This is a genomic window from Yersinia massiliensis CCUG 53443 (assembly GCF_000312485.1).
In the GTDB taxonomy this organism is placed as follows: Bacteria; Pseudomonadota; Gammaproteobacteria; order Enterobacterales; family Enterobacteriaceae; genus Yersinia; species Yersinia massiliensis.
Genome location: NZ_HE997643.1, coordinates 329,468 through 349,304, shown reverse-complemented (window position 1 = coordinate 349,304; position 19,837 = coordinate 329,468). Strand labels below are relative to the sequence as shown.

The following is a 19,837-nucleotide window of genomic DNA, read 5'->3' as shown; positions in this document are numbered from 1 at the left end:
TTTACATTTCAGTTAACGGTGGCTCCATAACTTCAACTTCTGGCATCTGAAGACACTGCATGGGGTGTCGGGGTCGGAGGTTCAAATCCTCTCATGCCGACCAAATATCCCCAAGAAAACCAATCCGTTAGGGTTGGTTTTTTGTTTGTGGGATTTGGCTGGTGTGGCTGTGGTGTGAAGCCGTTTTATAGCCCTTTCGATGCTAAACGTGCTACGTGCTCAACAAATAGCTGAACAGGGTCGGTACTGGTGGTCACAGCCCCCGCAGTTTGATTGATAGCATCTAAGTGATCCATTGAATAATCAGAGCGGATAACTTTGCCGAGATGCATACTATAGCGCCCAACCAACCCATCATTCTGTAAGCGTTCTTTTGTGAACAGAAATGAAAGGGCAACCATTGAAGTATGCAGCAGATCAAAATTATTGAGTCCCTGCTCAATCGGGTTGTAATTAATAACCCCACCCCAAGAATAATAATAAACGCCATTCACATATTCTTTGCCTTCTCCTCCCCAATTGCTTGGCAAACCCTGCGGATATTTAGCATTGAATTTAGCAACACCTTCGCTGGTGAGCGAGTTAAGCGCTGCGACACTGTCTTGTGGCAGGGAGGGACGACCCGTCATAATGGAAAGGAATGTGCCAAAAGCGTTCATCACTGCACCCGCAATCACTTCTGGCAGGGAACCTGGCGTCATCGCCAAACGAACCAGATCGGCAATTTCCGAACCAAAGTTTGCCCCATTAACGGAGGTAACAGACGCAACCCGTTCGGGATGAATAGCGGCGACGTAGCGACAGGCCAAAGGGCCTTGGCTGTGGCCAATCAGGTTGACCTTGTGGGCTCCGGTTAACTGGGTGACTTGTTTTACAAAACTGAGTAATTGTTCACCACGAGCTTCATTACTATTCTCTGCCGATATTGAGGCAGTGAATACAGTAGCTCCGGCTTTTTCCAGTGCTTGCTGAATACCGAAAAAATAAGGATAAATTCCAGCAATCTTATCGAAACCGCTAAAGCCGTGAACGAGAATAATAGGATATTTTAATGAACTAGACATAATGAATACCTTTCAGGATTAATTGTCCATGTTGCAGATATAAATAGTAAACCAAAGTGATGATTACAATCTGCCCATTCTACAAAAAAAGCCACCCATCCAATTTGGTTAGTGGCTTTTCGCAAATCAGCTCAACACAAATCAGTTAGGATACTTTTCAACGAGTGCCGCTAAAATAGCCATTGTTTCAATATCCATTACCCCATTGTAATTTTCTTGTCGGAAATGTAGTTGGAATGCTCTAACCAGTTTTTGATACCCAGCATCTGAATTTGCTGCGCTAATATCATACCCATACTGCTTAAGTAGACGGATTGCTTCCTCCCGAGGAAGTGGAGTCTCCGAATAAGTTTTTACATATTTATCTTTTGTATTCTCATCATACCAAGCACCAACACCTGATAGATAAAGTTGATACCAAGGGAACGCTGCACCAGGATCACTTTTTCTACCTGGTGCTATATCAGAGTGGCCTACAACATACTTTGCTTTTATTTCTGGGTACCGCTGTAAAATATTTAATGCGAGCTCTTTAACTGCTGATATCTGTTGTTCATTAAACGGAGGGAAATTGAATACGCCATTAACATCTGTTGCCTCATTAACAATTTCTATCCCAATAGAACTATAGTTTAACCCTGTAACGCCAGCCCAGTAGCTTAACCCCGCATGCCACGCACGTTCATTTTCATTCACTAAATTAAAAATTTGTAGATCTTTAAAACCTGAGGACAGATAAGTTGGGTCTTTTGGGTCAGGAACAAGGTAATGTGCGCTGACTGATGGTCCAGTTAATGCACTCACAGAATTTGAGAAATTTGCTGCGGTATAATGCATCACAAGAAATCGTACTCGTTTATCAGAACTCTTAATTGAGCGAAAAGAATTATAATTAATAGGTGTCATTATTTTATCCTATGCATTGAGTAAGAATAATCACAGTATCAGATAGAATTTAAATATAATTTAAACACCATATGATATAGTGTATTTATATTTAAAACCTCATGAATAATTAATGACAACATGTAACTTTATGTTAACTAATAATATCATTAGGCAGCTATTATCAGCTATCCCACTTAATACATTTTCAATGTGGCACATACAATATAAGATACTACAGAAGTCATTAATGCGGACTCATAGAGAAAAAACATTAGAGAATTATATTATTGATGAACAGCACCGTTTCATTAGTATAAATTGATATTAAATCAATTTTATAATTATCGCCTTTACTCACATAATGGAAAGGATCTATTATTTACTTTCAATAACAGTGTATCTACACTTGTACAGGCAGATTTGTATATTTACTTACCGTCCACAACGTTAAATAATTTCCTTAGGAAGGATAAAAACTCATGAAACAATTTTCAAAAAACATCGAAAGGCTATTTTCAGCATATACATTCAGGACTCATATTTCTGAAGGTGCAGTGACTCCCCATAAGCTGAAAGAAAATTCGGATGATAGGCTAGAAAAACTTCGAAAAAGGGGAGAAAAACCGATGATCTGTTACGAAGTAGCAACGCACGTCGCTAGGGCTGGAAATACAATTAGCAAGCAAGTAGAAATGGCATTAAAAGCAGAAAAAAATTACTCTATCCATTATTTGGCTTTGATGAATATCAGTGATTCTACAAGCAGACACCATTTTGACTCCAACGAAATTAGAGAGTCTAGTTTTTTAAATTTTTCTTGTTCAAATCATGGCATGCAACATACTGTTTATATTCATAAAGGTCCAGATGGGACATTAACATTGATGCACAATAACAACCTATTACTCGATAGGGAATTAAGTTTGATAAATTGTCAACTGGAATGTAGAGGGGGGGCTAATATATATGACATTACAACAGGGTGTGATACCGCCATAAATAGATATATGACTAAAAATAGTCTGGTCGTGTACTTTACTCCTGCATCACAAATAAATGCTAAATTTTAAACATCAAAAATGAATAGTTCATAAACTATCAAATATAATGTTTCTTAAAGGAATACCTAGTTTTATTATCGCAGGGCTCTAAGTTTTGCATTAAGCACATTGATAAGGTTAAGTCATGTAATGATCGTACGGCGGTACTGGTGATCTGAGATACCGGGCACTGTACTATCATTGTTGTTATTCGATGTAGGTCGATTTACATCGCTCATTCAGATTTCCTATGTCGTCATGAGTCTCATCCTTTGAAAGCAGCGATCGCTGTTTTGAAACGGACATCTCAATTTAGTGACTACAACCATCGTCAAAGCCAAGTTCAGATGTCTGGGGGCATAGTTGAAATGTTCACTTTGCCAGTGGGTTCAGCAGGTCGATGCAACGCTATCTTAGACAAGGGCGATTTTACAATGAAAAGAAAAAACGCGTATTAACTACACACCAATCAGTGCGCAGGCTTAAATTGTTATTTTCCGCCCCAATAACAGTAAAAAACCAACCTATTGGGGGTTGGTTTTCTGTTTATAGACTTAGTTATATCTACTTTATTTTGTATAGATCAGCCCAGTGTTTAGCCCTTGCTTTAGCTTCTGGCGTTAAGTTCCTGCCCCATATATTACCGTCTAATGAACGATGCGCAGCAGGAACGCCAGATAACATGGTAAATCGTTCACAAGATTTAGTGACAACAGCATTCGCGGCGATAATGGAACAGGCACCAATTTTAACGTTTTTTCCAATATAAGAGCTTTGTCCAATCCAACAATGTGGCTCAATGATGACTGGATTAGCGGGGGTGTTTATCTGTTCCATGCTTTCAGAAATAAAAATAGGGTGACTATCTGTCGCCCTCAAGGTTATATCGTAAGAAAACATGCAATCATCACCGATAATAACCATTTTACTATCCGTTCCCGAATAGTGCCCAGTCGTCCACATATTTGCTGCGGTTGTGGTTACCTCATCACCAATGATAAACGAATCACCATTTTCAACAACAGAAAGGTTGATTTTATTGAGACGACATTTATTCCCAATATAAAGGAAGTTATCCTCTCCAGTAATGGCTATTTTGGTTCCTTTTCCTGTAATTTCAGCACCAATAAATACTTTAGCATTTTTTGCTTCTCGACCAAATGCTATTGAAATGGCTGCGGGTATCACATTCCCCTTAATGTATACTTCATTACTATCATCTCCAAATATCTTCAGTTGAGCAGGTGTAAATTTATTATAATTATTGGTATCGATATCAAAAGACTCAACACATGAATGAATTATTGCTGCATTATCAATGAGTACTTTTAAGTTCAACTCATCCATTTTACCCACCAAAGAGTCACTTTTATTTGAAGTCACTATTGGGCGATTATTTTGGGATGCACCTACATTCATGGGAACTAAGCTTTTATCAAAGAATCGGTCCTGATACATACTCTGCACCCTTTTCGATTCCTTTGCCTGATTACGTATCCACATTTTTCCAGCGATGCTTCTTGCTGTCGCAGGGACGCCACCTAGCGCGCTAAACCTATCGCATGATTTGGTGACAACGGCACCAAGGGATACAATTGAGCAAGCACCGATACGAACATTTTTTAGAATCGATGATCTCTGCCCTATCCAGCAGTAGGGTTCTATTATTATTGGCTTGTGTGAAGTATTCACTTGCTGTTTAGTCATTGCATCCATAATCATATGGCCATCAGCAGGCCTGATTATAATTTCAGATGCCATCAAACAGTGATCGCCAATAATAATACCATTATTATTTTTTCCTGGGGAAAACCCCGTACTCCAACTATTGTCTGCCGTAACCGATACACCTGCGCCAACGAGTACAAAATCCCCCTTACTAAGTAAAGTAATCGCAACTTTATTTAAAGTAGAATTCTTACCAAGATAAACTATATTACCATCACCTTTAATAGAAAGCCGACTTCCTTTTCCACTGACACCCTCATCAAAGAATACTTTGCAATTTCTCGCTGTATCTGCAAAAGCAATGAGATATTCTTTGGGAGGCATCGTCCCCTTAAAAAACACTTTATTGCTTTTATCTCCCTGGATACCAAGCTTTGAGAGGGGTATGGAATTAAATAATGCTTCATTAATATTAAAGTCCGCAATACAAAATTTAATATCACTGATATATTCAGCGATATTCTCTAGTGTCTCACATGATGGTGTGCCGATATCCATTCGATCTAATCCTCACCTAAGAATGTAAAAAGCCGAAACATTGTACGAGAAATGAAAGGAAAGTGTGTATTTTTTAACGCTTTATGTTTACGTGTAACCACTTTTAACTCGTTTTATTGCCACTTAGCTCTTTTTTTCAAACGCAGAGCGCGCCTTATACAAGGTTCCATTGAAGCCTCGCAAGAAATATCTGAATTTTCTTAAATTGACTAAAATCTTAGGTCATCAGTACTAAGCTATAGGGAAAAAGCCAATGAATGAAGTTAAATTTGATTATCCACAACTAAATACCACTGTCATTTCATTTTTTATTACTTTATTTAAAGGATACGTCAAGGGCACTACGCATTGGGATTCAACAAACAGCTTCAAAAGATGAAATGCCTCATCCGCTGGGCCGCTAGCGTGGATAAGCAGTACGTGACTGCGCTTTTTATCAACTTTATCGCAAATGCTCAACAGCAGCGTTCCGTCAGCAAGGCCTACATGTGACATGCCATCAAGCAGGTGAACACATGAATTTACACCGTATTCTGAATATGAGCATGCTTGTCCATAAAAGGGAAAAAGCGATTAGGACGGTTCTGTCGCATTAACAGGAAAGAGCGGCAAAATCAGTGGGAGGGAATTGTTCTCACTGCCGCTATTTTTGTATTTCTGGCATCGAAGCTATCCAGTTCATTACCAGTTGTGGCCATTCGGCGGCGGGCAGGCCTTTAGCGCCACGAATACCAAACCCATGTTTCCCCTCCGCGAACAGGTGTAGCTCCGTCAGTACTTTGTGGGCACGTAGCGCATTGAACATCACCAGCGAGTTATCAACCGGCACGGAAGGATCGTCAACCGCATGCAGAATAAAGGTTGGCGGCGTCTCTGGTGTAACGTTCTTCTCCGTTGAATAGCGATGCTGCTGCTCAAGCGTCGGCGCATCACCAATCAGCGCTTTGCGCGATCCAGAATGAGCAATCGCCTGATCCATGGAAATCACCGGATAACCGAGTACCACGAAATCTGGTCGTGCGCTCTGTTGGTCGATAGCATCCACAGCGGTGTAAACCGACTCGTCATAGCGAGTCTCTAGACTGGCTGCCACGTGCCCCCCAGCGGAGAAGCCCATGATGCCAATTTTTTTAGGGTCAATATGCCACTCTGCCGCACGCGCCCGCAGAGTGCGCAACGCGCGTTGCGCATCAGCCAACGGTGCATTACTGCCCTCCGCATGACCATCTGCCGGCATCCGGTAGGTCATCACAAACAAGGTATAGCCTTGCATGTTAAACACTGGGGCGAGATCGCTGCCCTCTTTATCCAGCACCACCCGTTGATAAGAGCCGCCCGGCGTGACCAATAGCGCGATGCCGTTGGGCTTCTCCGGCGCATAGACGGTGATTTTTGGCGCGCGAATTCCGGTTACGGCCCGATCGGGCTGCGAGGGGTCTTTGCTACGCTCCACGATGGACTCAGTCGTCGGGCTGTTTTTCGCCCCAGGCGCTTCACCGCCGGGCCAGATGGAAAAAGTGGGCAAGGAGGCAAATGCCGCCTGACATGACAACAGTAGAGTGATGGTGGCCGCCAGAGGTAAACGAATCATAGGAATCTCCATTGAGGAAAAAGCTTATCATCCGTTAGTTGAAGGTAACGCGAGTTGCATCACAGAACGCTGTTTCATTTAAATCAAAATAAAGCATCGTTCTGTATATGGCTTAATCGGTTTCATCCATGTGTCACCGCAAACCCATAGCGCGCTTATATCAAGAAAACTTAACTTATTCCCCTGCCTATTTGCCACAGTAACATCCCAATTTTCATGACAAAAATGAGATCCACTTAAATGGAACCGTGTTTCATTTGTTGTATTGTATTTTTAATATGAGATCACATCTTCCATCATTTATCGTCACGAAACGTGATTTTACTCTGGTAAATATGAGTCACTGAGGACCCCAAAAATGCCCATTAATGTATTTGGTAAAACGCTTTTATTAGGATTGATGTCGTTTGTTATCTTGGGGACGGCGAATGCTACGCCGTATAACGCCGTTGTTTCTAACACACCGCAAGGAGGTGAGTTTTCCTCGATTAATGCTGCATTGAAATCAGCACCGATGGATGACACACCTTTTATTATCTTCCTGAAAAATGGCGTTTATACCGAAAGGCTAGTCGTGACCCGTAGTCATGTGACCCTTAAAGGGGAGACTCGGGATAGCACTGTGATCAGCGCCAATACTGCGGCGGGAATGCTCAATCCACAAAACGAAAAATGGGGAACGTCGGGCAGCAGCACGGTGCTGGTTAATGCCCCGAACTTTACAGCGGAAGATCTGACTATTCGTAATGATTTTGATTTCCCAGCCAATAGCAAGAAAGCGGATACTGACCCTACAAAATTAAAAGACACGCAAGCCGTGGCACTGCTATTAGCTGAAAATAGTGACAAAGCACGTTTCAAAGCGGTGAAACTTGAGGGCTACCAAGATACGCTTTATAGCAAAACCGGCAGCCGGAGTTATTTCACCGATTGTGAAATCAGTGGGCATGTTGATTTTATTTTTGGCTCGGGCATCACGGTATTTGACCATTGCACTATTGTCGCGCGTAATCGAAGTGATATTGCGCCGCCTTATGGCTATATCACGGCCCCAAGCACATTAACAACCTCACCTTATGGTTTGATATTTATTAATAGCCGGTTGACCAAAGAGCCCGGTGTTCCTGCCAACAGTTTTGCTTTAGGGCGACCATGGCATCCGACAACCACTTTTGTTGATGGCCGTTATGCCGATCCGGCAGCAATTGGTCAGGCTGTATTTATCAATACAACAATGGATGATCATATTTACGGTTGGGATAAAATGTCTGGTAAAGATAAGCAAGGCGAGAAAATCTGGTTCTATCCGCAAGACGCACGTTTCTTCGAGGCAAACAGCAAGGGGCCGGGTGCTGCAATTAATGAGGGACGCCGCCAATTATCTGCGGAACAGCTTCAAGCATTCACATTACCTATGATTTTCCCTGACTGGACGGTTCATTAAGCTCAAATATAAAAACACATATCTGCAAACAAGAAACTTTACAGGGTAGTGAAATTTATGTTGATTCGGCGGTTTAGCATTGGAGATGAAACTGCGTTATTTCGTATTTTTTTCTCCGCAGTACATGAAATTGCATCACAGGATTACACTAAGAAGCAGCTAGAGGCATGGGCTCCAACGGAAGTCGATCCCAACTTATGGGCCAAGCAGATGAGAGATTTAAGCCCATTTATCGTCGAGATGAATAAAGAAATCGTAGGGTATGCGGACCTCCAAGCTAACGGTTATATAGACCATTTCTACGTAGCGAGTGCTCATTCCCGACAAGGGGTTGGAACCCTATTGATGAAGCGCCTCCATGAAGAAGCAAATTTATTGGGTATCGGTGAACTGACATCGCAGGTGAGTAAGACAGCCGAACCCTTCTTTATTCTCCATGGTTTTCATGTGGTTGAGCGACGCTTCCCGGTGCGACAGGGTGTCACTCTTGAGAATGCAGTAATGCGGAAAATACTCTGTGATCATCGGGGTCACGCAATAAAGTAAAGAAAGGAAAGGCCGGTATGATTAACCCGCCTTTCCCAAATTAAATGCCTTTCCCAAAATAAATAATGTTGTTGTTGCGATTTACCGTTTTATTGTGGTTAAGAGTGCTATCGCGGTTTAGAGATCTTCACCGTTACTCGAAATGACGTTCTTATACCAATCAAAACTTAATTTGCGTGAACGCGCCATGGTGCCAGTGCCATCATCGTTTTTATCCACGTAGATAAAACCATAACGTTTGCTGTATTCACCGGTGGTGAATGACACACAATCGATGCAGCCCCATGGGGTGTATCCCATTAAATCAACCCCGTCTTCAAACACTGCTTTCTTCATCTGTTCAATATGGGCTTTCAAATAGGCAATACGGTAATCATCATGGACCATGCCGTCGTCTGCGACTTTATCGATCGCACCAAAACCATTCTCAACGATAAACAGTGGCTTCTGATAACGCTCATACAAGACGCTCAGTGAATAGCGTAAGCCCACTGGGTCAATCTGCCATCCCCAGTCTGACGCTTTCACATGCGGGTTAGGGACACTGCCTTCAAAACCAGAGAGTGAATTGCCGCTCCCCGGATTGACCGCAGAAACTGCATTACTCATGTAATAACTCAACCCCATGTAGTCTGCACAACCCTCACGCAGCGCCTCGAGATCGCCCTCCTCCATATGAATGGTAAATCCTCGACGCTCCCATTCATTGAGAATGTATGACGGGTAGTAACCGCGCATGTGGACGTCACCGAATAGATAACGTTCACGCATCGCTTCAACGGAATACATCATGTCATCTGGATGGCAAGAGAACGGATACAGTGGCACCATCGCCACCATACAGCCAATTTTGAAGTCTGGATTAATGGCATGGCCCAGTTTGACCACTTTAGCGCTGGCAACAAACTGATGGTGAAGTACTTGATACATGGTTTCTTCAGGATTTTCTTGCTCGGTAAAAATCACACCCGAACAACAATAACCGAATAACGGATACTTCCAGTTACGTTGGTTATTGATCTCGTTAAAGGTCATCCAATACTTAACTTTGCTTTTATAACGCTCCATCACCACTTCGCTGAATTTCACGAAGAAGTCGACCACTTGGCGATTTTTCCAACCGCCGTACTCTTTCACCAAATGCCACGGCATTTCGAAGTGAGATAATGTAATCACCGGTTCGATACCGTATTTCAGTAATTCATCGAACATGTCATCGTAGAATTGCAGGCCCGCTTCATTCGGCTGCTGCTCATCACCGTTCGGGAAGATACGCGTCCAAGCGATGGAAGTCCGGAAGCATTTGAAGCCCATTTCCGCAAATAGTGCGATGTCTTCTTTGTAGTGGCCATAAAAATCAACGGCTTCATGATTCGGGTAGCGGTAACCTTCCTGTACACCATCAGTCATGACGCGATCAACACCGTGTGCGCCACCGGAAAGGACATCGGCGATACTCACCCCTTTGCCACCTTTATCCCAGCCGCCTTCGACTTGGTGCGCCGCAACAGCGCCGCCCCATAAGAAATCTTTTGGTAATTGTTTGTCACTCATAAAATTCTCCCTTGGTTCAATGGGCAGCTATACGCCCCGAAATAGAAATCAATGGCGGGCAATGCCCCGCCTGATGAGGATACCGGTTTCATTTAGCCCTGATTCATCTGCGCCTGTGTCAGCGGTGTTTCAGATTGGCTAACACTTTGCTCCACACTGTTTGGTTCATCCGTAAAGCCCACCAACCACGTGAAAACAGCACCCAATACAAATGCGACCGTGACGGAGAGCAGGAATCCGAGGAACTGAGTCATATGCCCTTCTTTAAAGAAGACCGGCAGCACAGCAATACCCGGCAGGCAGTAACTCCACGACACCGCATTAAAGGAACCGGCAATCGCCCCGCCAATTCCTCCCGCAGCACAGCTACAGAGGAACGGTTTTTTCAATCGTAACGCCACACCGTAAATCGCTGGCTCGGTTATCCCGAACAATGCCGTGATACCGGCTGACAATGAAATGCCTTTCATTTCACGATTACGTGTTTTCAGGTAAACGCCGAACATGGTGCCTGCCATGGCGAACACCGCAGAGGCTTGCAGACCGGTAAAGGTGTCATAACCCAAAGTGGCGTAGTTACCCACCGTAACCGGTGTAATGCCCCAATGGACTCCCAACGTCACCAATGGCTGCCAGAATGCCCCGACCATAAACCCTGCGATTGCGGGGCTGAGGTTATAAAGTGTGTTGTAAACGCCACCAATCGCGCCGCCAATAAGGTTGCCCACTGGGCCAAACACCAGCAGTGTTAATGGCACCATAATGGCAATACAGAACATCGGCGTGAACAGGTTGCGCACCACCATCGGTAGGATGCGTTCAAAGAAGCGCTGTACATACGACATCGCCCAAACCATCAAAATGATCGGAATGACCGAGGCGGTATAACTCAGGTATTGCACGGGAATACCGAAGAAATCCAGTGTAGGAGAAGATAGCGGAATACCCGCGATGGTAGTTAAAATATGCGCAATCTGTGGATTATTTACCGCTTCATGCATCAGTTGTTGAACAGCTGGGTCAGCAGAGTTCACTGTGGTGATTTTATTCGCGGTCAGCATACTCATGTAGTCAGGGCTGATCAGCGCACAAGCGGTAATCACGGCCGTAAAAGGATTCACATTGAATTTTTTAGCAGCGGTAAAGGCCACCATCACCGGTAGGAAAGTAAAACCGGTCCATGAGACAAAATTCAGAATACGGTAAGTTCCGCTCGCGGCATCCATCCAACCTATCGCGGCAAGAAAAGAGATAATTCCTTGTAAGATACCGCATGCAGCCAGCGGATAAAGAAAGGGAGCAAAGATACTGGAAATAATATCCATCAGGCGGCTCACCACGCCGACCTTAGGTGCAGCAACGGGGGTACTTTCATCGATATTAATCAAACGAGTTACATGGAGATAGGCATCACCGACATGATTACCAATCACCACCTGCATCTGCCCGCCCGCTTCAATAACGGTGATAACGCCTTTCACACGATTTAATCTTTCTTTATCGACAACGGTATTATCTTTCAAGATAAAGCGTAAACGTGTCGCACAATGTGTGACATTAATCACATTATTATCACCACCGATATATTTAATAATTTCTTGAGCGGTGAGTGCGTAATCAATTGCCATTATTCATCTCCTGTCGCAGATACTGAGTATAAGGGAAGCAGAACATTATTCATTTATTATTAGTATTTTTTCGACTGAGGATGAAGTTTATCAAAAAGGAATTTGAAGTCACGATATAACAAAACTCGTCATTTGGAATATGTCACATAGAAAAAACACCCTGTTTTAGGGTGTTTATTTTCGTGTTAATTGCGGAAGTTTTTTCCCTATGGTTTCAATAATATATAGCACCGGTATTTGGGTGGTAATATTATATTGGCCTTCTAAGACAATGGGCGGCATATGATAGGATATATTAAGATCAGCCATTTTGGCGAGCGTTGAGTTATCGCTGTTTGTCAGGCTGATTATCTTGCATTTATGCAGACTAAATTGGTTGGCAATCCGGATGATTTCTTCTGTTTCGCCAGATACGGATAGGATAATCGCAATGGCGTCCTGATACATATCACTATTAATGGGATAATAAGGATCATCAATATAAGTACTAAACTTTCCAATATTAGAAAAGAAACGTGCGCTGTATTTACCTAATGCGCCAGACGTCCCTATTCCAACAAAAATAATTCGGTTCATTTCGGCTATTTGCGCCGCGGCAACATCAAGTAATTCATCAAATTCACTATTATTAATACTTTTGAAATAGTTTATTATTTCGCTAATGCCAAAACTCACCGGTAGTTTGTCATCATGTTCTAAATACAGTTTAAAGCGAACCCGAAATTCAGAATAACCATCACAGTTCATTTTCTTGCAGAAGCGTAAAACCGTGGTGGTAGAAACACCCGCAGCATCAGCCAATTCTCTGATGGTCATATACATCACTTTGTCGGTATTTTTGATGATGTAGTTATAAACGATCAATTCAAGTTCGTTTAACGCCGATATTTCTTGATATGTAAACATACAGATACCCAAAACGATGCAATGGCCTTAGATTGCTGAATTTAACATGAAATGGTGGGACTAACGAGGGGGCAACTGGTCGGCGTTGGGCTGATTGGGTAGGACCGCCAAAATACCATCGGTTATTATTGGCTATTCAATCTGTCAGGGCTGTAGCTGCTGCTCACCCGTCACCACCGTGCCAAAGTCGTCCAATACCGAGTAAAACACCGTCATACCGGCAGTAACGGTTCCCTTCATGTGCTCCAAAGCAAAGCTATCCTGCCCTTTAGGATCGATCATGCCACTTTCAGGAATGACACTCGCGATAATCTGGTTCTTATCGCGCCCCAATGAGATTTCCAGTAATGTCTGGTGAAAAGGTGTAGGGTTACTGACCCGCACCTCAGATTTATTCCCTTGTTTTATCAAGCTAAAACGCAACTGTTCCTGAATATTGGCGGTGCTAATTCCCTGCAACGGCAACGGTCGATAGAACAATTTAATTCGCGTTCTGAAAGCCATCTGCATATGGCTGGCGTTATTACCTGTTACCTTCTGCGGGACTTCCAGTACATTTAGCCAGAATACCGACTCCCGATCGCTGGGCAGTGGTGTACCTCTGCCGGTAAACAAAACTCTGAGGCGTTGTGAGCGTGTGCCATCCAGGCGCAAAATCGGAGGAGCAACGATAAAAGGCGTGGTAATTTTCTCTGGCGGTGCTTCACTTTCCCCAAGATCTACCCAGATCTGTAGCAGCACGGCTGAACGACCTTCGTTGACCACTCTCAGTGTTGCCTCTTTATCTTTCGCGTTGACGATCAAACGCGTGGCTCCCAGATAAATCTCGGCATGTGTGGCTGGAATTTGGATAAACAGGGCTATCGCACTGATGAGCAACAAACCACTTAACCATCGACCTTTCAGGTTAAAACTCCAACAATTAAAAGCTGACATAGTAGCCCTACTTATAATTCAGCGTGAAAGTGATTTCGCTATTCGCACTGCCTGCGCCAACCGAGTTGCCAGTTTGAAACAACCCAGCCTGCATTGGCACCTGATAATTGGCCTTTGACGTTGCATCGTAGTTATCCAGCAGATAAACCGTACCAAAGGTCACCGGTGTACCCGTACCACGCAATAATTGGATACCGACCCCACTGGCAGTGGAGCTTGCATTAGGTGCCACCACACCATTTGTGGCATCAAGCACTTGCGTAGTGGCTGCAAAACTGTAACCGATACTGGCCAAACCGGCTGGACATTGGTTGAATGCCAAATTAAATGCTTTACGCCCCGCATTAGAGCCAACTCCGTGAAAATCACTGACTGAAGCCTCAGGCAGGTTAACCGTCACATTCGGCGTTGTGCAAGTCCCTGTGCCAGCGGCAATTGAACTCCCACTTTTAAACTGGGTGATCATATAGGTGAGATCCCCTACTGCAGGCGTACCGTTATTGTAGGTTTGCACATGGCGCATATAAGTTGGGTCGAACAACGGTATGGTACCGCTAGTCAGACTAGTCGCGATTTTGACAAAACGGACCTGAACATCAAGCCCCAGATAGAACTTGACCCCGGCATTGTAACTGATGGCTATCGAATCAGGATGTGTTTGTTGCCCCCCAGTGGCGATAGTCAGTGGCTGCCAATTGGTGGTTTTGCCATTTAAGGTAAAGCGCCAGCGGGCAATGTAACCCAGACCAGTTTTGCCGGGATGATTGTAAACGGTGTAAGTTTGTCCATCTGTACTGATACTGCTGTTCACTGTATAGGGTGGATAACCTTGCACGCTAAAAGTTATCGGCTGCTGATAGTTGCTGTTAGGTGTGCAACTCCAGGCGGTAGGGTTATTTGAATTGATCCAAGGGCCAATCACACTACCGACGGTACTGTCTTTGCCTATTTCCAGAGCCGTAGTATCGAAATACTGATAATAACCGCTGTTACGCGCACAGTTAGCATAAATGCCCTCGGCTTTGACCGAACCGGCATCACCAAGCAGCAACAACCCGCCCAAAAACAGAGGCTTCCATCGGGTCACCGCGGCCCAGAGAGTCGAGCCAAAGCGTAAAAAATTACGTTGCATCATTATCGTATTCCTGTCTTCCGATCAGCATCTATTTGCATATCACCTCTAACAGCCGGAATTCTCCCTGAACCACAGCGCCGCCGGGTAATTTATAATCAAATCCGCAACTTTCGCTAACGCCATCACCCCATATTACGCGCAGATGGCCCTCTTGCTCATTCACTCGAACCAAGGCCTGCCCGCCCTGAGCGATATAGCCCACACCAATACCATTAGTGTCTTTAACTTCAGCGCCAAAAGGCAGTGGCGTGCTATCCGCCCGACGCCCAGTCAATAGAATCGAATAACCACTTGAAGTCTCAAATTTCATCAATGCCACCGCGCCTGCGGTTGGCGCAACCCGCTGGCTGGTGGTTTTAAATTCCACATCTGACGACAAACCTTTTGGATCAAGTTCAACATCATTCTGCCGATAAGGGCTCAGATAAGGCACAATCGCCCGGCCTCGGCTATCAAGGCGTGTTCCCGAATAGTTAGTCACACGGGCACCGGCCGCATCCGGTGCTTCAACAATGCCAACGGTATCACCCAGCGATGACGCAAAAACCACGCCACCGCTGTAAGCAACAACACCGCCAGATAGGCTGGCGCTGACCTGATCGTAATCATTACTTTTTGAATAACTGCCACCGACAGTGGCTTTGGGTGCCAGCCAATTACCATTCACACCCAGAGTGTTATAGTTGCCATTCTCATCAGTACGATTATCCGCAACTGAGACACCATAGTTAAATTGATTATCAATTCCGGCAGAACCAGAAACGCCCGTTTGTAGCGAATGACTGTCGCGAGTGCTGGTATAGCTAGTACTAAGCCGCGGTGAGCCATTTTGGGTTCCCAACGGAATAGAGAAAGAAACACTCAACTGATTATCCCAATCCCCGCTAGACATATTGCGCAATCTGTTAATTGCGACGTTATAACTCAGTGACTTATAACTATTATTATAGCCAAGCTGGAAGTTCATATCGCGTCGCTGCCCACCCCAGTAATCCTGCGCGTTGGCATTGGCATAAAACGAACCGTAACCCTCAGGCAGGCCTTGAGTAATACTGATTTGCGCCTGATTACGACGACGATATTTAAAGCTGTCATCATAGCTAGTGCTATCGGTTGGCAGACTAGAATTGAAAATAGTTCTATTCACTTCGCCGTGCTGTAGATAATCACGCATTCGCATGGCTTCAGAGGGTGTGTAAAAACCATCACTAGAATAATGGTAGCTGGCGATGGTCAAGCTGGTATTGGTTTCGGGTAATGAATTGGCGTAGGTGATACCAATACTCTGGCCATTCTGATCGCCTTCATCCGGTAGTTTGGTTTGCGCTTGTGTCACATTAAATGCCAGCGCACCGACGGAAGTATTGAATGCCAGCCCAGCAGATGCCGAAAGATACCCTTCGGCAGCGACAACCCCGCCATTGCCCGTAATGAGATTGGATAGACCATGGCGTACGGTCCCCATAAACAGGGTTGGTTTTTCCACCATTGAATTGTCACGATACTCACCGGCCATCAAGGAGTAGCGCGTTGTTCCTGGCCGTAATAATTCAGCAATGGCGGTAAAAGGCACGGTAAAAGACTGTTCGCTACCATCGGCTTCGGTGATAGTCACACTCAGATTACCGCCCTGACCAGTAGGATAGAGGTCGTCGATGGTAAAAGGCCCCGGCGGTACCGTGGTCTCATAGATGGATTGGCCTTGCTGTCGCACCACTACGCGGGCATTGGTCCGAGCAATGCCACGTACCACTGGTGCATAACCACGCTGAGAATCAGCAAACATGCGGTCATCTGAGGCCAGCTCAATACCGCGATAGCTGATGCTGTCAAACACCTGACCATCGGTGCTTGAATCACCAATTGTCATTTTGCTGTATAAGGATGGCACTGCGCGCTCAGCATAAGTGGCCAAGTTTTGATAATCAAATCCTTGGCTATCACTACGATTGAGTGCGCTACGATAATACAAACGCCAACTTTGCCAGTTAAAGCCACCCAACAGCCCCAGATATTGATATGTCTGGCTACTAATATCGCGCTGATTACTACGATAACCGGTGTAATCATATTTTAAAGTTGCCGCAGTCACCCCGTCATCCCAATATTTGGGATTAACATAGCCACGAGCCTGACGGATTAAAAACGCTTGAGGAACCTGAATATCGAGGCGCTGAATATTCTCATCAAAAATCGCATTACCGCCCTCCACGAGCTTGCTCAATGGTAAGCACACATCGGTTGTATCAAGCTGCGTTAAGATTCCAGAATTGATATGTGTGGTATCAACGCCTAATTCAGCAAATAGCGCGGAGTCATAACACGGGGAGGCAACTTTAGAATCTGGCGTGGGCAATTCAAAGCGCATATTCTGACGCCCAATCCACTGCTCATTCAGATAAATATCAATGCTGCGCTCTCCTGGAGCAACTGGGTTCCCTTCACTGTAACGCGCCGCATCCACAGAGAAACGAAGGAAAGAATCACTGAACTCAACATGTTCAGAATCTTCAGCGGCTGAAGCTGGACTAAATAGCACACAGCCCAAACTACAAATAACAAGGAAGAATGCCGATAAGTAGTTCGGGCGCTCGCATTTTTGATAATACATGTCATTACAATGCATTATATCTGGGCCATTAAATGAAGAGATGCCATAAAGAGGCAAAAGGAGATAAATTAATTATGTTTATACTTTCTAATTTTATTGTTCCAGTTTTTGAGAGCCCTGCGTCTCTCCACCTTGATCATTGATAATAGAATAAAATACTTGCGTCGTATTATTGGCTGCCCCTTGAATGCTCACCGGCAAACTAAGCTCAGCAAAAGGCGCCACCATTTTATTATTTATTTTAGTCAAGCTCGCCAGAACTGGGCTTTCTTTAGATGCACGAAACTCAATTTTCCTAAAGGTAATGTAATACGGTGACGCATTTTTTATTACCAGTTGGTTACCTTTCTTAGAAAAGGTCAAATGTTTCATCGCCTGTTCTGACGTCATCATTAATTCTGCTGGGCGATAAAACATTTTAATCCTGGTCCGAAAAGCCAGTTGCAATTTGTTATCTTCGCCGGTAGCACTTTTTGTTGGTTTAGGTGGGATCTCTAACAAATTAAACCAAAAAAGCGTTTCACGATCTGTCGCCAAACCACTGCCAGTACGAAACAGCCGGATAGTTTGATCTCTTTTAGGATCTAAACGTATTACTGGTGGTGTAACACTAAAAGGTACTTTGATAGTATCCGGACGTGCATTCGCATCACCGTTATCAATCCAGGCTTGCAGAAGAACTGGCATATTCCCTGTATTGGAAACCTTAACAACACCTTCACGTTGTTTTTCATTGTAAATGACACGCGTCCCAGTGATCATCACTTCCGCGCGAGCAACTGTCGCCGTAATGAATAATGTGACCAAAGTGAATGCTATAAAGAATGTTTTACGCATAAGGTTTCCCATTACAGAGCGAACTAAACAGGGAGCATTAAGCTCCCATGTTGTAGCTGATAACATTGGAAATTAACTATCTCCCTCTTATCAGCCCCGCTATATCACAAGCATTACTTAGTCATAAACAATAGTATAGTCAACTTGAGTCGTTACTGTACCCGCACCGACTGAAGCGTTGTTCGCATAATACTGTGCATAATAGGCTAATGTCGCGCCACCACCAGATATATCTTCGACGACACTACTCTGACCTGCACCGCCTACCATAATAGGCGAGCTATTTTTATTTAATAGACGAACCTGAACACCTGTCGATGTACCATTGCTGTTCAAACGACCTGTTGAGGTTTCTACCGTAGCGCCTGGCTCAAAATAAGCATAAGCATTATTCATTGACGCCCCTGAGCAACCAGATAAGACGATACTAAAAGGTGTAGTACCGGCAACCGAGTTAATGGTGCTCAATGCGCTGGCAGAGATAGTCGGTAAGTTGACGGTGCCATCTTTAGTGCCATTATTCACTGAAACGCCACAAGTGGTATCAGTAATTTGGCCATTAATAGTAATGGTACCGTCTGTAGCAAAAGCAGACTGCGCGATAAACAGACCAGTGATAGCTGCAATTAATGCGCTGGTAGTTTTAATTTTCATGTTTATTTCCCCGTGATTTTAAATATGTTTAGAACAATATTTTTAATTAGGATTTATATCCTGGACCAGTGAAGTCCGATTTCATTGTGGCTATTATTTCATCATTTTAAATATTGTCAATTAGGCTAAAAAACACATAGATATTACTATTTTGTAAAATAATAAGAATGAATAAATATGAACAAAAGAAAACGAAAAATCAGGTGTAGGATTTTTCATTTAACTTGTAGGAAAATACACACACTGAATATGACAAATAAATTATCCCGTCAGTCAAAAGTTAATAATATCGACAAATAATGAAATAAAAAAACAAGACAAAACATGGTGGTGGGAATTTTCTCATGGTAATGAGAAAGGAGACAGTCAAGACCACAACTGTTTTTTGAGTTACATCAAAAAAATCAGAATGCATATTTATCAAAAAATGATATTTACATATTATTTACGTTATAAAAGTGAAAATATTTTATCTTTATAAAAAAACATACGCAGTTTAACTGCCATGCAGCATAAAAATAACAATAACTACTATGCTCATTAGCCTTTAAATAGCAATGATTATCAATTAATCTTGCCGAGAAACCCAAGCCTTCCCATGTTTTTATATCGGTTGAATAAGTACGGACAATTGGTATGAGGCTATAGAATCAAGCCTATCGTCTAATCGAGCTAACAGGCCACTATAAAATACTGGGTGTCGTCGTGGATGCCCGCTGGTTAGCAATAGACTAGTCTCATACATGGGCTCCGTTTGGGAAACGGAAAATATTGTAC

Annotated in this window: 15 protein-coding genes and 1 pseudogene; 4 read left to right on the top strand and 12 right to left on the bottom strand. The window is 43.7% G+C overall.

Annotated elements, in window-relative coordinates:
* Positions 1-185 precede the first annotated feature (185 nt).
* Both BN68_RS01610 and BN68_RS01605 read right to left on the bottom strand, forming a co-directional pair.
* Positions 186-1,064 (bottom strand): esterase/lipase family protein, encoded by an 879-nt coding sequence (locus tag BN68_RS01610; protein WP_019209403.1) that lies wholly within the window; start codon positions 1,062-1,064, stop codon positions 186-188.
* Positions 1,065-1,205: 141 nt separating this feature from the next.
* Entirely contained in the window at positions 1,206-1,970 is a 765-nt protein-coding gene (locus tag BN68_RS01605) for an N-acetylmuramoyl-L-alanine amidase (RefSeq protein WP_019209402.1), read from the bottom strand.
* Positions 1,971-2,431: 461 nt separating this feature from the next.
* On the opposite strand from BN68_RS01605, the gene BN68_RS01600 reads away from it, so the two are divergent.
* On the top strand, positions 2,432-3,022 hold the full coding sequence (locus tag BN68_RS01600) for a hypothetical protein (protein ID WP_019209401.1): 591 nt from the start codon (positions 2,432-2,434) through the stop codon (positions 3,020-3,022).
* 534 nt (positions 3,023-3,556) lie between these two features.
* On the opposite strand, the gene BN68_RS24095 is transcribed toward BN68_RS01600, so the two are convergent.
* The gene (locus BN68_RS24095; protein ID WP_019209400.1) at positions 3,557-5,218 is read right to left on the bottom strand and encodes an acyltransferase; all 1,662 of its coding nucleotides are present in this window, start codon (positions 5,216-5,218) and stop codon (positions 3,557-3,559) included.
* Positions 5,219-5,861: 643 nt separating this feature from the next.
* The gene (locus BN68_RS01585) at positions 5,862-6,809 is read right to left on the bottom strand and encodes an alpha/beta hydrolase (RefSeq protein WP_019209399.1); all 948 of its coding nucleotides are present in this window, start codon (positions 6,807-6,809) and stop codon (positions 5,862-5,864) included.
* Positions 6,810-7,167: 358 nt separating this feature from the next.
* On the opposite strand from BN68_RS01585, the gene BN68_RS01580 reads away from it, so the two are divergent.
* Together BN68_RS01580 and BN68_RS01575 are read left to right on the top strand one after the other, a co-directional pair.
* Positions 7,168-8,253, top strand: coding sequence for a pectinesterase family protein (locus BN68_RS01580; protein ID WP_019209398.1), 1,086 nt, complete (start codon positions 7,168-7,170; stop codon positions 8,251-8,253).
* A 57-nt stretch (positions 8,254-8,310) separates the two neighbouring features.
* Complete coding sequence (locus BN68_RS01575; RefSeq protein ID WP_019209397.1) at positions 8,311-8,799, top strand: GNAT family N-acetyltransferase; 489 nt, start codon at positions 8,311-8,313, stop codon at positions 8,797-8,799.
* A 117-nt stretch (positions 8,800-8,916) separates the two neighbouring features.
* Here BN68_RS01575 and BN68_RS01570 read toward each other — a convergent pair whose 3' ends face one another.
* From BN68_RS01570 to BN68_RS01535, 8 genes are all read right to left on the bottom strand, one after another.
* Positions 8,917-10,353 carry a 6-phospho-beta-glucosidase gene (locus BN68_RS01570; protein WP_019209396.1) on the bottom strand — a complete coding sequence of 479 codons (1,437 nt, stop codon included), beginning with the start codon at positions 10,351-10,353 and terminating at the stop codon, positions 8,917-8,919.
* A gap of 92 nt (positions 10,354-10,445) precedes the next feature.
* On the bottom strand, positions 10,446-11,981 hold the full coding sequence (locus BN68_RS01565; protein WP_019209395.1) for a PTS transporter subunit EIIC: 1,536 nt from the start codon (positions 11,979-11,981) through the stop codon (positions 10,446-10,448).
* A 174-nt stretch (positions 11,982-12,155) separates the two neighbouring features.
* Positions 12,156-12,887, bottom strand: coding sequence for a MurR/RpiR family transcriptional regulator (locus BN68_RS01560; protein WP_019209394.1), 732 nt, complete (start codon positions 12,885-12,887; stop codon positions 12,156-12,158).
* Between the two features lie 144 nt (positions 12,888-13,031).
* Positions 13,032-13,823, bottom strand: a complete 792-nt coding sequence (locus BN68_RS01555; protein ID WP_019209393.1) for a fimbrial biogenesis chaperone — start codon at positions 13,821-13,823, stop codon at positions 13,032-13,034.
* A gap of 7 nt (positions 13,824-13,830) precedes the next feature.
* The gene (locus tag BN68_RS01550) at positions 13,831-14,958 is read right to left on the bottom strand and encodes a fimbrial protein (protein WP_019209392.1); all 1,128 of its coding nucleotides are present in this window, start codon (positions 14,956-14,958) and stop codon (positions 13,831-13,833) included.
* Positions 14,959-14,986: 28 nt separating this feature from the next.
* Positions 14,987-17,569, bottom strand: a complete 2,583-nt coding sequence (locus tag BN68_RS01545) for a fimbria/pilus outer membrane usher protein (protein WP_019209391.1) — start codon at positions 17,567-17,569, stop codon at positions 14,987-14,989.
* 93 nt (positions 17,570-17,662) lie between these two features.
* Positions 17,663-18,406: a fimbrial biogenesis chaperone gene (locus tag BN68_RS01540; protein ID WP_019209390.1), complete on the bottom strand. Its 744-nt coding sequence runs from the start codon at positions 18,404-18,406 to the stop codon at positions 17,663-17,665.
* A 117-nt stretch (positions 18,407-18,523) separates the two neighbouring features.
* Positions 18,524-19,060: a fimbrial protein gene (locus tag BN68_RS01535; protein ID WP_019209389.1), complete on the bottom strand. Its 537-nt coding sequence runs from the start codon at positions 19,058-19,060 to the stop codon at positions 18,524-18,526.
* Between the two features lie 648 nt (positions 19,061-19,708).
* On the opposite strand from BN68_RS01535, the pseudogene BN68_RS23805 reads away from it, so the two are divergent.
* Positions 19,709-19,795, top strand: a pseudogene (locus BN68_RS23805) (peptidase S24); the annotation flags it as partial.
* Positions 19,796-19,837 lie beyond the last annotated feature (42 nt).